This is a genomic window from Streptomyces sp. NPDC054783 (assembly GCF_053611725.1).
Genome location: NZ_JBSHAY010000038.1, coordinates 1 through 15475 on the forward strand (window position 1 = coordinate 1; position 15475 = coordinate 15475).

A 15475-nucleotide genomic window follows, 5' to 3' on the forward strand; every position below is an offset into this window, starting at 1 on the left:
CGCGCGCACCGGCCGCCGTCGCCGTGCTCCTCGTGCCTTTTCCCCCGTCGGGGGCTGCTCAGTTCCAGCCCCGCGAGTCCTGCTTGAGCGCGGTGTCGACGGTCAGGGCCGTCGCCACCACGAGGCTCAGCAGCGGCTCGGGCAGCTGGTAGTGGATCTGCAGGACGTAGTTGTCCGCGGTCGTGAAGAGCGTCTTGGCGAGGCCCTCCCAGGTCTTCGTGATCCGGGCGACCTCGTTGTCCGCGTGGTCGACGATCGCGAAGTTCCACGCCCGCCAGTTCTCCGCCTTGATCGCGCCGACCTGCTGGCCGTTGGCGTTCATCGCGAAGTTGATCTTCCCGATCATGTTCTGCTGGACGATCTCGCCGACCTGCGACCCGTCCGGACGCGACACGATCACGCGGGACTTGAAGAACTTCGCCGGCCGGGTCAGCAGCAGCTGCGGCTGGCCGTAGGCGTCACGGATCTCCAGCTTGTGGGTCATGAACTGGTCGAGGCTGGAGACGAAGCGCAGGATCTTCTTCAGCGCGCCCTGCCCGACCTCCATGACCGAGCCGATGTCCCGGCCGTTCTGATCCATGACCTTGTACTCGTTGGTCACCTCGATCAGCTTGGCCTTCTGGTTCACGACCAGGACGGGCTCGGTGAAGAGGGTGCCGCCGCCGGGGCCGCCGGCCGCGACCCCGGCCTGCTGCTGCACCTGGCGCTGCACCTTGGGGTCTGCGCCCTGCGCCTGCGGGGCGCCGTACTGCTGCGGAGCGGCCTGCTGCTGGGGAACGGCCTGCTGATGCGGAGCGGCCTGCTGATGCGGAACCTGACCGGCGGGCTGCTGTGCCGGGTTGGTGTGCTGGGTCCACTGCGAGCCGTCCCAGTAGCGGAGCGTCTGCGGCGCTCCGTGCGGATCCGGGTACCAGCCTGCCGGAGTGTTCGATTGCGTGGTCACCGGGGCACACTACCCTGATATGACCGGTACCTGACCAGTCCGCACGGAGCGGTGTTCATCGCCCGTTCACTCCGAGGCGATCGCCGGGTCGCTGACGCCGGGGTGGCCGTTCTCGACATGGCCGGCGAAGCCGCGCAGGAAGGCCGGGTCGGCGTCGCAGGTCACCGTCACGTCGTACCAGCGCTTGCTGGCCGTGAGGTCCACGGTGTGCCTGACGGTCGCGCCGGGACGTACGGTGACGGTGGCCGGGTGGCCGCCGTAACCGTTCGCCACCTTCAGCTTCACGGTACCGGAACCCTTGTTGGTGAAGGTGAGTTCCAGGTCGTCGCCCACGTGCCGCGCGCTCGCCTCCGGTCCCGCGGCCTTGCCCCTGCCCTTGAAGACGCGCAGGAAACCGTTGGGGCCGTGCACGGCGAGATCGTGCACGCCGCCGGAGTAGGCCGAGTTCCAGGTGTCGGAGAGGGACTTGCCGGCCGTGGTGGTGTAGGTCCAGGGGCCGTCGGTGCGGTTGCCGGAGGTCACCAGGAAGGCGGCGCCCGCGTGCGCCCCCGAGGCGAACGCGAGCGTGAGGGTGCCGGCCGCGGTGTCCGCGGAACCGTCCACCACCGGGACGTACTTCAGCGGGCGGGTGGGCCGGTGGCCGCGCTCCTGCTTGGGCAGGGCGGGGTTGGCGGGCGGCTTGGGCACGTAGTCGGGGTGCCGGTTGTGGTCCGGCGGCTCATAGGCGGCCGTGGACGGCAGCGCGACCGGTTTGGTGTCCTTGCGGGAGAAGTCGAAGGCGCTCGTCAGGTCGCCGACGACGGCACGGCGCCAGGGGGAGATGTTCGACTCCTGTACACCGAAGCGACGCTCGATGAACCGGACGATCGAGGTGTGGTCGAAGGTCTCGGAGCAGACGTAACCGCCCTTGCTCCACGGGGAGACGACCAGCATCGGCACCCTCTGGCCGAGCCCGTAGGGGCCGGCGGCGTGGCTCGCGTCCCCCTTGTACAGGTCGAGGGAGGCGTCCACGGTCGACTTGCCCTGGGCGCCGGAGGCCGGCGGGAAGGGCGGTATGACGTGGTCGAAGAAGCCGTCGTTCTCGTCGTAGGTGATGAACAGCGCGGTCCTGCCCCACACCTCGGGGTTGGAGGTGAGGGCGTCGAGGACCTGGGAGACGTACCAGGCGCCGTAGTTGGCGGGCCAGTTGGGGTGCTCGGTGAAGGCCTCGGGGGCGACGATCCAGGAGACCTGCGGCAGCTTGCCCGCCTTCACGTCGGCCTTCAACTGGTCGAAGAAGCCCTCGCCCTTGCGCGCGTCGGTGCCGGTGCGGGCCTTGTCGTACAGCGGGTCGCCGGGCTGGGCGTTGCGGTACTGGTTGAAGTAGAGCAGGGCGTTGTCGCCGTAGTTGCCGCGGTAGGCGTCGTCGATCCAGCCCCAGCCGCCGTTCGCGTCGAGGCCGTCGCCGACGTCCTGGTAGATCTTCCAGGAGACCCCGGCCTTCTCCAGGCGCTCGGGGTACGTCGTCCAGCCGTAGCCCTTCTCGTCGTTGCCGAGCACCGGGCCGCCGCCCTGGCCGTCGTTGCCGACGTACCCGGTCCACATGTAGTAGCGGTTCGGGTCGGTCGAGCCCATGAACGAGCAGTGGTAGGCGTCGCAGATGGTGAAGGCGTCCGCGAGGGCGTAGTGGAACGGTATGTCGTCGCGGGTCAGGTGCGCCATGGTCGTGGTGCCCTTGGCCGGCACCCACTTGTCGTACTTGCCCCCGTTGAAGGCGGCATGCGTGTCCTGCCAGCCGTGCGGCAGGTCCTGGATGAACGCGAGGCCCAGGTCGTCGGCGTCCGGGTGGAAGGGCAGGATGTCCTTGGTGCCGTCGGACTGCTTCCAGACCGACCGGCCGTTCTGCGTGACGGAACGGGGGTCGCCGAAGCCGCGGACGCCGCGGAGCGTGCCGAAATAGTGGTCGAAGGATCGGTTCTCCTGCATGAGGACGACGATGTGCTCGACGTCCTTGACCGTCCCGGTGCGATGGAGCGCGGGCAGGGCGGCGGCGCGCTGGATACTGCTGGACAGCGCCGTGAACGCCGTGGTGGCGCCCGCGAGTTGGAGGAAGCGGCGCCGGTTGACTTCGGCCATGGGTCTGAGGGTCCTCTCGTCCTGACGTACGTGATGCCGCCCAAATGACGGAATCTGCGCGGAGCGAGTGTTCCAAGAGCAACAAACGTCAGGGAAGGGTCTGGTGGCGCCTGTGTGAAAGTCGACGGTCCGTGTGGTGCCGTCAACCGGTCGCGGCGGCCGCGCACGCCGCACAGGATCCGGGTGCGACGGATTCCGTAGGCCGTCTCGCGGGCCGCGTTCGCACGAAGACCGCCGCGCCGGTCCGAGCCGACCGACGGCTCATCAGCCTTTGCGTCAGGGGCCGCCCCTCGCCGACGGACGTGCCGGCTCCGGCTCCGGGAAGGCTTGCGTCAGACGGAAGTTCCCGTTGCGGCGGGCGGTGTCTGTGACCGGCTCGCGGACCACCGCGGGAGCGCCGTGGTCATCGTCCGCGGCGGCCGCGACATCCTGGTCCCCGCACCACGCCCCCGGCGGGGCCCCTTCCGCCTGGCACTGCCGGACGGGTGCGCCCTCACCCCGGAGCCGGCCGCGTGGTCCCCGACGGGAGGGACCGGGGGATCGCCACCGACGGCCGGCCGATCCCCGTCGTCCCCGCCGCACCCTCCCTCCGAGAGCCTGCCGATCGAGGACGGGGGAACCCCGCGCACAACCGGCAGACGCCGCGCATGCGCCCCGCGGCGCGGGCCGCCGAACGACAGAAGCTCGCACTGTCTTCGGGGTCCCGTACCAGGCCGGTGCCCACTCACCAGCGGCCCCTTCCTGACGGCCGTCTCAGGGACAGCACCTCGCACACCTGCCGGGACCGATCCGCCACAAACGCATTACCGGCATAAATGGTTCATTTTCGAATCAGACTCTCCCGGGATGCGAAATCAGACCGGAGACGGCACCGTAAATACACATGAAGCTGACTGGAACCGGACAAAAGTTCCACCCGGTACGCTGGAGGCTGCTGCTGGCCAGCGCCACCATGCTCTTCGTCGAGCTAGCGCTGATCAGGTGGGCGGGCGCCAACGTGGTCCACCTCAGCTACTTTTCGAACTTCGTCCTTCTGGGGTCGTTTCTCGGCATCGGGATCGGGTTCCTCATCCCCGCCGCGCGCGGGCAGTGGATCATACGGTGGGCACCGGTGCCGCTCGCGGTTCTCGTCGTCCTGGTGCGCGCGTTTCCGGTGCAGGTGCGTCAGAGCAGCCCGCAGATCATCTACTTCACGTCCGTGAAGACCACCGGCTTTCCCGAGTGGGTGACGCTGCCCGTCATCTTCCTGCTCACCGCGGTGATCATGACCGCGATCGGCAAGATCACCGCCGACCTCTTCCGCCGGCTTCCCTCACTCGATGCCTACCGCTACGACCTGCTCGGCAGCCTCACCGGCTCGGCGTCCTTCGCCCTGCTCTCCTGGCTGCGGGCTCCATCGGTCGTATGGGGCGTGCTCGCCGCCGCGGCCCTGCTGATCCTCGGCGGACGACGCAACATCCTGCGGTACTCCGTCCCGCTCACGGCGATGGTCGCAGCACTGTTCGTGGAGACGACGACGGTCGGCATCTCCTGGTCGCCCTACTACAAGATCCAGGTCACACCGTTGTCACCCACCGTCCCGGAGTACACCATCTCCGCCAACGGCGTCCCGCACCAGGCGATCGTGCCGCTTTCGGTGCTGACGCAAGCAGGCTCACCCTATCGGCAGGCATACGACCAGACCCCCGCCAATCCGCACAAGCGCGTGCTCGTCATCGGAGCCGGCAACGGCAATGACGTCGCCGTCGCGCTGGCGCACGGAGCGCAGCGTGTGGACGCGGTCGAGATCGATCCCCGACTGCAGCAGATCGGCGCACAGCTGCACCCCGCCAAGCCGTACGACGACCCCAGGGTGCACGTCCACATCAACGACGGACGGGCTTTCCTGGAGCGGACGAACAGCAAGTACGACCTCGTCGTCCTCGCGCTGCCCGACTCGCTGACGCTGGTGGCCGGGGCGAGCAATCTGCGCCTGGAGAGCTACCTGTTCACGCAGCAGGCGTTCGAGGCTGCGCGCGATCACCTGACGCCGCACGGCGCCTTCGCCATGTACAACTACTACCGGACGAGCTGGCTGGTCGACCGCTTCGCCGGCTCTCTCAATGACATCTACCGCCATGCGCCGTGCGCAACGACGTTCGCCGCGAACGCGGCCGTCCTCGTGGCCGGAATGACGACCGCCGACCAGTCGTGCAAGCAGACCTGGCGGCCCAGCGCCGCGGTCCCGGCGGCCGCCAGCGACGACCACCCTTTCCCGTATCTGCTGCACCGTGACATCCCCACGCTCTACCTGGGCGTGCTGGGCGGGATCCTGCTGGTGACGCTCGTGGCGGTGCGCCTGACCGGGGTCCACATCCGCAGGACGCTCCGCTACACCGACATGTTCCTGATGGGCGCTGCCTTCATGTTGCTCGAAACGAAGAACGTGATCGGCTTCGCGCTCTACTTCGGTACGACCTGGCTGGTCAACGCCCTGGTCTTCATCGGCGTCCTGCTCGCCGTCCTCGGGGCGGTCGAGGCCCGGCGCCGGATGCAGCGGGTCAGCCGGCTGCCGCTGCAGCTACTGCTCTTCGGCACCCTTGCGATTGCCTGGCTCGTCCCGGCGCACGTCGTGCTCTCGCTGCCCTTCCCCGGACGACTCGCCGCCGCCATCGCCCTGGCCTTCGCCCCCATCTTCTGTGCCAACCTGATCTTCTCGGACCGCCTCGCCCTCGCCCCTGATCCGGCATCCGCGTTCGGCGCGAACCTGCTGGGCGCCCTGACCGGGGGTGTGCTCGAGTACCTCGCCCTGGTGACGGGCTATCAGGCACTGCTGCTGGTCGTTGCCCTGCTGTACCTGGGTGCGTGCGTCGTCATGCGGTTCACCGGGCGCCGGCCGGACGCGCAGTCGACGTCTGCGCCGGACGGCATGGTGGCCGTCAACAACCAGTAGACGCACGCCGCTGCCGTGCGGCAATCTCCAACACCTCTTCCGCGAGGCAGAAGTCGTGTTGCGCTCCCGCGAAGCCCGTCTCGACGATGTCGGCATCATCCAGAGACGGGAGCCGCCCGCATGCCGCACATGACTGCCTTTGCCAGGAACCGGTGGTACGTCGCCGCCTACGGCGAGGAGATCGGGCGCGAGTTGCTCGGCCGGACCATCCTCGGTGAGCCGCTCGTTCTCTACCGCGCCGAGGAGGACGGCACCCCGGTCGCCCTGCACGACCGGTGCGTCCACCGCCGCTACCCGCTCTCCTCGAGCGGCCTGGACGGCGACCGGATCGTCTGCGGTTACCACGGTTTCACCTACGACCGCACCGGCGCCTGTGTGTACGTACCGGGCCAGAAACGCATCCCGCGTACCGCACGCGTCGCCTCCTACCCGGTGGTGGAGCAGGACTCGCTCGTCTGGGTGTGGGTCGGCGACCCGGCACTCGCCGACCCGCAGACCATCCCGCGGGCCCGGCACCTGGACTCCCCCGGCTGGACCACCGTGCGCGGCATGGAACCGATCGACGCCGACTACGGCCTGCTCGTCGACAACCTCCTCGACCTGTCCCACGAGACGTATCTGCACGGCGGTTACATCGGCACCCCCGAGGTCGCCGAGACGCCCATCATCACCGAGGCGGACGAGGACGCGGGCGTGGTCCGGGTCAGCCGGCACATGGACGATGCCGAGTGCCCGCCGTTCTACGCCCGTTCGACCGGCATCGAGGGACGGATCACCCGCTGGCAGGACATCGAGTACCACGCGCCCTGCCTGTATCTGCTGCACAGCCGGATCGCGCCGATGGGCGTCGTACCGGAGCCGGACGGCAGCGACCCGCACGGCTTCCACACCGAGATCACCTACGCCATCACACCGTCCGCCGACGGCAAGGTGTACGACTTCTGGGCGGTGTCCCGGGACTGGGCAACCGAGGACGCCGAGGTCACCGAGTTCCTGCGGGCCAACAACCACACCGTCGTCATGCAGGACGTGGACGCGCTCAACCTGCTGCAGCGCACCCTCGGCACCGAACGCACCGGGTACCAGGAGCTGAGCGTCAACATCGACACCGGCGGCCTGGCCGCGCGCCGGATCCTGGCGCGGCTGGTCGAGGAGGGCGACAAGCCGGTCGAGGGGGTCCGGTGAGCCCCGGCACCGGCGGGGTCCACCGGATCGGCTGGCTGCCGGGCACGGACCTGCTGCACGGCACCTGCCACTGCGGTGTGCAGCACACCGCCGAGGACCCGGTGCTGATGTGGGAGTGGATGACGGCGCATCCCGAAGGACACGGCAGCGAAGAGGCCGTACGGTGACCGAACTCGAACTCGTCGTCAGGAAAAGGGAGTTCGCGGCCGCGGGCGTGCTGGCGCTGACCTTGCGCGATCCGCTGGGCCGGGAGCTGCCCTCCTGGGAGCCGGGCGCCCATCTGGATCTGCTCCTCGGGCCCGGGCTGGAGCGGCAGTACTCGCTGTGCGGGGATCCGGCGGACCGGTCGGCATGGCGGATCGCGGTGCTGCGCGAACCCGCCGGGCGGGGAGGGTCGGCCCGGGTGCACGAGCAGGTGGGCGAGGGCACGAAGGTACGGGTCCGCGGGCCGCGCAACCACTTCCGGCTCGAGCCCGCGCCCCGCTACCGCTTCATCGCGGGCGGCATCGGCATCACCCCGATCCTGCCGATGCTCGCGGCCGCCGAACAGGCGGGCGCCGACTGGACGTTGCTCTACGGCGGACGCACCCGTTCATCCATGGCGTTCACGGGCGAGCTGACACGCTACGGCGACCGGGTCACCCTCGCCCCGCAGGACGAGACCGGCCTGCTGGACCTGGGCCCGGTGCTGGACGACCTGTGCGAGGGCACCCTGGTGTACTGCTGCGGTCCGGGGCCGCTGCTGGACGCCGTCGAGGAGCGCTGCCCGGCCGGGGTGCTCCGGGCGGAGCGGTTTCGGCCGGGGGGCCAACAGCGGTGCGATTCCGAGCAGTTCGAGGTCGAGCTCGCCCGTAGTGGCCGTACCGTCACCGTCCCGCCGGAGGTGTCCGTGCTGGACGCGGTGCGGGCCGCCGGGGTCGAGGTGCTGTACTCCTGCACCGAGGGGACGTGCGGCACCTGCGAGACGGACGTGCTGGAGGGCGCCCCGGATCACCGGGACTCGGTCCTCACCGAGGAGGAGCGGTCGGCGGGTGACACGATGATGATCTGCGTGTCCCGGTGCCGGGGCGCCCGTCTGGTGCTGGATCTGTGACGCGGTCCTGAATCAGGACGTCAGGTACGCCTCCACCTCACTGAACTGCCCGGCCGGCCAGCCGGTGTTGGCGCTGACGGTGAGCCGGAGGTACCGCAGGTTCGTGCTGCTCGGCAGGGAGACGGTGGCCGTGTTGCCGGTGGCCGGGTCGAATCGGTAGCCCTGGGAGCCCACGGCGGTCGAGTAGTTCGAGCCGTCGGTGCTGCCGAGCACGGTGATGGTCTGGGTGCGGGCGCCCCAGGCCGAGGACGGCGGCAGCTTCAGCACCAGGCGGCGTACGGCGTAGGACGCGCCGAGGTCGACCGTCCAGGACTGCGGGAAGGCGTTGTTGGTGGACTCCCAGTAGGAGTTCGCGTCGCCGTCGACCGCCTTGCCGGGAATGTAGACGTCCTGGGAGCCGGTCGCGGCGGCCGGACGGCCCTTGGCGAGGTTGCGGTTCGGGTCGGGGTCGGGGTTGCCCTGACCGGGCTGAGGCCAGGTGGAGCAGTCCGGCCATGTGCTGTTCCAGCCGGAGTTGCCGCCGCCGTCGCTCAGGGTGAAGGAGCCGGAGTCGGCCGGGTAGGGGCAGTTGTAGATGCCGGCGGCCCCGACCTGGGTGGCGGTGACCTTCCCGAAGGTGGCCGCGCCCTGCGCCTCGGCCTGGAGGACGACGGTGCCGGTGTTCCGCACGGTCGCGCCGGTCACGTTGACGTTCCGGACCGGGTAGCCCCGTCCGCCACCGGAGACGAACTCGAAGGCGCTGTACGGGCTGTCGGTGATCGTCGTGTTGGTGATGTCGACGGTCGCATTGATCGCGCTGTCGTAGGAGTCGACGCGCAGCGCGCCCATCGGATGGTTCCAGTTGGGGTTCATCGCCCCGGTGCGGACCAGGGTGTTGCCGTCGACGGTGATGGTCCCCGACAGCGGGGAGAAGGGATCCATGAACTTCTGGTTGGAGATCGCGATACCGCTGCCGAGGGCGTTGGTGTCGGAGATCAGGTTGTTCTTCACGGAGATGTCGGTGCCGCCGTAGATGGCGATGCCGTTGGCGAGGTTGGGCTGCGAGATCGTGTTGCTCTCGAAGCTGGAGTTCGTGTCCGGGGAGTACAGCGACCACATGGCCAGGGCGTCGTCTCCTTGGTTCCGCAGGAAGTTGTTGCGGACGACGACGCCCTTGGCGGTGCCGTTGAGGTTGATGCCGTCGGCGGTGGTGTCGAGGAAGCGGTTGTTCTCCACCACCAGGTTGTCGTCGTTGCCCATCAGCCACATGCCGCACTTCATGTGCTGTATCCACATGCCGGAGACGGAGGAGTTCGGGCCGAGGGAGCCGTTCACGAAGTTGTCGGGGCTGGAGTCGACACGTTCGGTGACCTCGCCGATGACCGCGAAGTCCTTGATGTGGACGTTTCCGGAGGAGCTGGACTGGTCGATGAACCGGGAGGTGTGCACCACCGAGTACCAGCTGCCGGCGCCCTGGAGCGTCACGTTCTGCACGCCGTTGAGGGACGAGGTGATCTTGTAGTCCCCCGGCGGGATCCACACCGTTCCGCCCTGTGCGGCGGCGATGGCATCCCGGAAGGCCTGGGTGGAGTCGCCGTTGCCGCTGGGGTCGGCGCCCTTGGAGACCACGGACACCGAGCCGGCGGGCTGGGAGGCGGGTGCCGCGACCTGCTCGAAGTCGGCGACGTCGACCGTGACCTGGGTGCCGGTCGACTCGAAGGCGACCTTGTCGCCCGCCTGGATGTTCTGGCCGAGCATCAGGCGCGCGTCGTCGAAGAAGTGGTGCCGCTTGGCGCCCGGGATCCAGCCAGTGTCGATGTAGGAGTACTTGGAGGTGACGGTCAGGGTCCTGGCGAGCTTGACCCCGTTGACGTACACGTCGAGCGTGCCGGACTGGCCGTCGGGGACGCTGTAGGAGACGTTCACGGCGTTGGCGGCCCGGGGTGCCGTGAACTCCACGCGCTGTCCGGAGTTGAGGCGCACGGCCTGCCGTCCGGAGGCCTCGGAGGCGAGCGTGCCCTGGGTGTAGTCGGGGCCGATCTTGGTGCCGTTGGTGGTCGCCGACTCCGCCTCCACCGAGGTGAAGGGGAGGCCGGCGCCGGCGGCCGCGTGGGCGGCGGGCGCGACGGCGACGAGCATGCCGGCGGCGAGGGCCACAGCGACCGCAATGACTGGCATGCTCCTGACAGTTCTGCCCATGGTGCTCTGCATGTGCTGATCCCTTCGGGGTGGGGGCGCGGGGATAGCGCGGTGCGTCGGCGGCTCAGCTCCGCAGCCAGACCGCCGTGTCCTGCGGCAGCCGGCCCTTGTCGTCCAACGGGCCGCTGGTGAGGATGAGTCGGGTGTGCTCAGGCAGCTCGGCGGGGGTGGGCGCGAGGTTGACCACGCAGGTCATGCCCTCGGCACGGGTGAAGGCGAGGACGCCCTCGGGGGCGGACAGCCAGGACAGCGGGCCGCCGCCGAAGAGGGGGCGGGCGGCGATGGCCTGGCGGTGGAGCGAGAGCATGGAGTCGGGGTCCTGCTGTTGACGGTCGACCGCGTACCACGGCCAGTCGGCCGGCTGGGGCAGCCAGGGCTCCTGCTGGGAACCGAATCCCGCGTACGGCATACCGGCGGCCCACGGCAGCGGCACCCGGCAGCCGTCCCGGCCGGGATCGGCTCCCTGGGACCGGAAGTGCATCGGATCCTGGATCCGGTCGACCGGAATCTCGGACTCGGGCAGGCCCAACTCCTCCCCCTGGTAGAGGTACACCGCGCCGGGCAGGGCCAGCGACAGCAGGGCGGCGGCCCGGGCCCGCCGGGTGCCGAGCACCAGGTCGGTCGGCGTGCCGAAGGCCTTGGCGGCGAAGTCGAACCCGGTGTCCTCGCGGCCGTAGCGGGTGACCGTACGGGTGACGTCGTGGTTGCACAGCACCCAGGTGGCCGGAGCTCCGACGGGGGCGTGCTCGGCGAGGGTGGTGTCGATCGTGGCGCGCAGCCGGTCGGGGTCCCAGGGGCAGGAGAGGAAGGAGAAGTTGAAGGCGGTGTGGAGTTCGTCGGGGCGCAGATAGCGGGCGAAGCGCTCGGCGTCGGGGAGCCAGACCTCGCCGACGAAGACGCCGTCGTACGCGTCCGCCAGGCGCCGCCAGGAGCGGTAGATGCCGTGGAGTTCGTCGCGGTCGACGAAGGGGTGCGGCTCGGGGTGCGTGGCGAGGTCGGGCAGGGCAGGGTCCTTGGCGAGCAGGGCGGCGGAGTCGATGCGGAAACCGGCGACGCCCCGCTCGAACCAGAACCGCAGGATGTCCTCGTGCTCCTGGCGGACGGCCGGGTGGGACCAGTTGAGGTCCGGCTGCTCGGGCGTGAACAGGTGCAGATACCAGTCGCCGTCGGGCAGGCGGGTCCACACCGGTTCGGTGGAGCCGACGAACTGCGAGGGCCAGTCGTTCGGTGGTAGTTCGCCGTGCGCGCCGCGCCCGGGCCGGAAGTGGAACAGTTCGCGCTCGGGGCTGCCGGGTCCGGCGGCGAGCGCGGCGCGGAACCAGGGGTGCTGGTCGGAGACGTGGTTGGGCACGATGTCGACGATGGTCCGGATGCCCGACTCCCGTGCCTCGGCGATGAGTTTCTCGGCCTCGGCGAGGGTGCCGAAGGCCGGGTCGATGGCGCGGTAGTCGGCGACGTCGTAGCCGCCGTCCTTCAGGGGTGACAGGTACCAGGGGGTGAACCACAGGGCGTCCACGCCGAGTTCGGCGAGGTACGGCAGCCGGGCGCGGACGCCCGCGAGGTCGCCGGTGCCGTCGCCGTCGCCGTCCGCGAAGCTGCGGACGTAGACCTGGTAGATGACGGCCGAGCGCCACCAGTCGCGGTCCTTGTGGGCATCGGTGGGCTGTCCCACGGGGCTTCCCTTTCTCGTGAGGCGGTGCGGAGCCTTCGGTGAGGCGGTGCGGCGTGTCAGCCCTTGGTGCTGCCCGCGCTGATCCCGGCGATGATGTGCCGCTGCAAGACGAGGAACAGCGCCACCATCGGGATGCTGGCGATCACCATCGCGGCGATGAGCACGGTGAGCTGGATGTTCTGCGACAGCTGGACCAGGGCCACGCTGATCGGCTGCTTGTCGGTGTCGGAGAAGACCATCAGCGGCCACAGGAAGTCCTGCCAGACGGCGACCAGCGCGAAGATCGACACCACGCCGAGCACCGGCCGGGACATGGGCAGCACCACCGACCACAGGATGCGCAGCTTGCCGGCGCCGTCGATCTCGGCGGCCTCCAGCACATCGCGTGGCAGCTGGTCGAAGAATCGTTTGAGCAAGTAGAGGTTGAAGGCGTTCGCGACGGCCGGCAGCCAGATGGCGAGGGGGTCGTTGAGCAGGCCGGTGTGGATCAGCGGCAGGTCCGCGACTGTCAGGTACTTCGGTACGACCAGGGCCTGCGCCGGGACCATGAGGGTGGCCAGGATGCCGCCGAGGATCACCTTGCCGAAGGCGGGCCTCAGCCTGGACAGGGCGTAGGCGGCGGCCGTGCAGAAGACCAGCTGGAACGCCCAGGCGCCGGCCGCCTGCACGACCGTGTTCCACAGGTGCTGCGGCAGCTGCATCAGGTCCCAGGCGTCGGTGTAGCCGCCGAGGTGCCAGTGTTCCGGGACCAGTGTCGGCGGAGTGCGGGCCACCTCGTCCGGGGACTTCATCGCGCCGGTCACCATCCAGTAGACCGGGAAGAGGAACGCGAGCGCGAAGAGGACCAGGACGGCCGTGAACACCGTCCAGTAGACCGCCCTGCCGCGCGGGCGGGCGAGGGTGGCCGGGGAGACCAGGGTGCGGGTGCTCATGCGCTGTCCCCCTCGGTGCCGGTCAGCCGCAGGTAGACGGCGGAGAAGGCGCCGAGCAGCACCAGGAGCATGACGCTGAGGGCGCAGGCCCCGCCGAAGTCGTTGTAGAGGAAGGCGTACTTGTAGATGAGGTAGAGCACGGTCACCGTGGCGTTCTCCGGGCCGCCGCCGGTGATGACGAACGGTTCGGTGAACACCTGCATGGTGGCGATGATCTGCAGGAGCATCAGCATCAGGATCACGAACCGGGTCTGCGGGACGGTGACGTGCCGGACGCGCTGGAGCAGGTTCGCGCCGTCCAGTTCGGCGGCCTCGTACAGCTCGCCGGGGATCGACTGCAGGGCGGCGAGGTAGATGAGGACGGTGCCGCCCATGTTCGCCCACGTCGCCACGATCACCAGGGAGACGAGCGCGGTGTCGGTGCCGTTGGACCAGTTGGACGTCGGCAGGTGGAGGAAGCGCAGCGCCTCGTTGGCGAGACCGGCTCCGGGGTCGTAGAACCACTTCCACAGCAGGGCGCTGACCACCGGCGGGATCATCACGGGCAGGTAGACCACGACCCGGAAGAACGCCTTGGCGTGCCGGAGTTCGTTGAGGACGAGGGCGAGGAGGAAGGGGATCGCGAAGCCGATCAGCAGGGCCAACAGGGTGAAGGTGAGCGTGTTGCGCCAGGCCGCGCTGAACTCGGGGTCGTGCAGGACACGGGTGAAGTTGGCGGTGCCGGCCCACTGAGGCTTCGAGCCCGGCGTGTACTTCTGGAAGGCGATGACGACCGCGCGGATCGCCGGGTACCAGGAGAACAGGGCGAAGCAGACGAGGCCGCCGAGGAGGAAGGCGTAGGCGCGGGCCTGGTCGGCGAGGCGGCGCCGCCTCCGGCCCCCTACCGGGGGCGGCGCCGGGACCGGGTGGACGGCGGCCTGCGTCACGGGCCGCCGTTCGGCCGTCTTCGTCATGGCGGTCAGCTCCGGGCGAGGATGGCGTCGATCTTGCCGGACGCGTCCTTGAGGAGCTGGTCGATGTCGGCGTCCTTCTTGGTGAGGACGGCGGAGACGGTCGAGTCGAGGACGGAGTAGATCTGCTGGGCGTCGGGCGGCTCGATCTTCATCTGAAGCTGCTGGTTGCCGTCGAGGAAGGCCTGGTAGTTCTCCACCGGGACATTGGCGTCGGCCTTCTTGGCCTGCTGGTCCCTGGCGTCGGCGGCGCCGGTGAACAGGCGGGGCTCGGGCAGGCCGACGGGGGCGTTGTTCTCCTTGGCGCGGGCGTAGTCGCCGAGGAAGCCGGTTCCGGGGGTGAGGAACATGTGGTCCAGCCACTTCAGGCCGGCCCGGATCTGGGCGGGCGTGTCGTGCCTGTTGAACATGTAGCCGTCGCCGCCGATGAGCGTACCCCTGCCGCCCGGCATCGGGCCGATGGCGATGTCGTCGTAGTTCGCGCCCTTCTCCTTGACCAGGATCGGGATGTTGTCGGGGGCGGCGAGATACATGCCGAGCCTGCCCGACCCCATCATCTGCTGGACGTCGTTGATGACGAGGAGCTGCTTGCTGCCCATGGAGTCGTCGGCCCACCGCATGTCGTGCAGGTTCTGCAGGACGGCGTGGCCCTCGGGGGTGTCGATGGTGGCCTTCTTGCCGTCGGCGCCGACGACGTCGCCGCCTTGCGAGTACAGCTCGGCGGTGAAGTGCCAGCCGCCCTGGTTCTGGGCGCTGTAGTCGGCGTAGCCGACGGTGCCGTTGCCGAGGGCGGCGATCTTCCTGGCGTCGGCGCGTACCTCGTCCCAGGTGGTCGGGGGCTTGTCGGGGTCGAGGCCGGCCTTCCGGAACAGCTTGCGGTTGTAGATCAGCCCCATGCTGTATCCGGTGCGCGGGATGCCGTAGACCTTTCCGTCGACGGTGTAGATGTCCCGCAGCTGCTTCTGGAGGGTGTCGTAGGACTTCAGCTCCTTGAGGTACGGCGTGAGATCGGCCGCCTGGCCTATGTCCACGACGTGCCTGGCGTCGGTGAAGTACGTGTAGAAGACGTCTTCCATCTGACCGCCGGCGAGCTTGGCGTCGAAGGTCTTCGGGTCCTGGCAGGGGAAGGCGTCGTGTGCGGCGACGTCGATGCCCGGGTTCTGCTTCCCGAAGGAGGCGAGGTCCTCCTCGAAGAACTCCCGGTCGACCTTGGCGCTTTTCGGCGGTTCGCAGTTGACGGTGATGCGGGTCTTCCCGCTCGCCGAGTCGTCGTCACCCGACCCGCAGGCGGTGGCGGCCAGGGCGAGCGAGGAACAGACGCCGATCGCGACGAAGGTACGGCGGAACCCGGTGCTTGTCATCGGTGGACCCCCTGATGGCACTCATGGCAGGAGCGGTGGGCGCCGCACACTCAAGCACCGCCGACATCAGGACGCAAGATGTCGTGCGTACTCTGTAATTATTTGACAGTAGGG

11 protein-coding genes are annotated in these 15475 nt (G+C 69.2%); 4 read left to right on the top strand and 7 right to left on the bottom strand.

The features are described 5' to 3' along the window. Positions 1-58 precede the first annotated feature (58 nt). A complete protein-coding gene (locus tag ACWGJ5_RS39625; protein ID WP_453314474.1) occupies positions 59-943 on the bottom strand; it encodes a phospholipid scramblase-related protein in 885 nt (294 codons plus the stop codon). Positions 944-1009: 66 nt separating this feature from the next. Continuing rightward, a complete protein-coding gene (locus tag ACWGJ5_RS39630; RefSeq protein ID WP_453314475.1) occupies positions 1010-3058 on the bottom strand; it encodes a phosphocholine-specific phospholipase C in 2049 nt (682 codons plus the stop codon). A gap of 883 nt (positions 3059-3941) precedes the next feature. On the opposite strand from ACWGJ5_RS39630, the gene ACWGJ5_RS39635 reads away from it, so the two are divergent. From ACWGJ5_RS39635 to ACWGJ5_RS39650, 4 genes are all read left to right on the top strand, one after another. After that, the gene (locus tag ACWGJ5_RS39635) at positions 3942-5990 is read left to right on the top strand and encodes a spermine/spermidine synthase domain-containing protein (RefSeq protein WP_453314476.1); all 2049 of its coding nucleotides are present in this window, start codon (positions 3942-3944) and stop codon (positions 5988-5990) included. Between the two features lie 120 nt (positions 5991-6110). Beyond that, the gene (locus ACWGJ5_RS39640; RefSeq protein ID WP_453314477.1) at positions 6111-7175 is read left to right on the top strand and encodes a Rieske 2Fe-2S domain-containing protein; all 1065 of its coding nucleotides are present in this window, start codon (positions 6111-6113) and stop codon (positions 7173-7175) included. Beyond that, positions 7172-7342, top strand: a complete 171-nt coding sequence (locus tag ACWGJ5_RS39645) for a hypothetical protein (protein ID WP_453314478.1) — start codon at positions 7172-7174, stop codon at positions 7340-7342. Before ACWGJ5_RS39640 ends, ACWGJ5_RS39645 begins: the two co-directional genes overlap by 4 nt. Beyond that, on the top strand, positions 7339-8268 hold the full coding sequence (locus tag ACWGJ5_RS39650) for a PDR/VanB family oxidoreductase (protein ID WP_453314479.1): 930 nt from the start codon (positions 7339-7341) through the stop codon (positions 8266-8268). The genes ACWGJ5_RS39645 and ACWGJ5_RS39650 overlap by 4 nt, the downstream gene beginning before the upstream one ends. A gap of 12 nt (positions 8269-8280) precedes the next feature. On the opposite strand, the gene ACWGJ5_RS39655 is transcribed toward ACWGJ5_RS39650, so the two are convergent. From ACWGJ5_RS39655 to ACWGJ5_RS39675, 5 genes are all read right to left on the bottom strand, one after another. Next, positions 8281-10425, bottom strand: a complete 2145-nt coding sequence (locus tag ACWGJ5_RS39655; protein ID WP_453314480.1) for a galactose-binding domain-containing protein — start codon at positions 10423-10425, stop codon at positions 8281-8283. Between the two features lie 85 nt (positions 10426-10510). Then, the gene (locus tag ACWGJ5_RS39660; RefSeq protein ID WP_453314481.1) at positions 10511-12118 is read right to left on the bottom strand and encodes a glycoside hydrolase family 13 protein; all 1608 of its coding nucleotides are present in this window, start codon (positions 12116-12118) and stop codon (positions 10511-10513) included. A 56-nt stretch (positions 12119-12174) separates the two neighbouring features. Then, positions 12175-13050: a carbohydrate ABC transporter permease gene (locus ACWGJ5_RS39665; RefSeq protein WP_453314482.1), complete on the bottom strand. Its 876-nt coding sequence runs from the start codon at positions 13048-13050 to the stop codon at positions 12175-12177. Then, a complete protein-coding gene (locus tag ACWGJ5_RS39670; protein WP_453314483.1) occupies positions 13047-14003 on the bottom strand; it encodes a carbohydrate ABC transporter permease in 957 nt (318 codons plus the stop codon). The genes ACWGJ5_RS39665 and ACWGJ5_RS39670 overlap by 4 nt, the downstream gene beginning before the upstream one ends. A 5-nt stretch (positions 14004-14008) precedes the next feature. Next, entirely contained in the window at positions 14009-15361 is a 1353-nt protein-coding gene (locus ACWGJ5_RS39675) for an ABC transporter substrate-binding protein (protein WP_453314484.1), read from the bottom strand. Positions 15362-15475 lie beyond the last annotated feature (114 nt).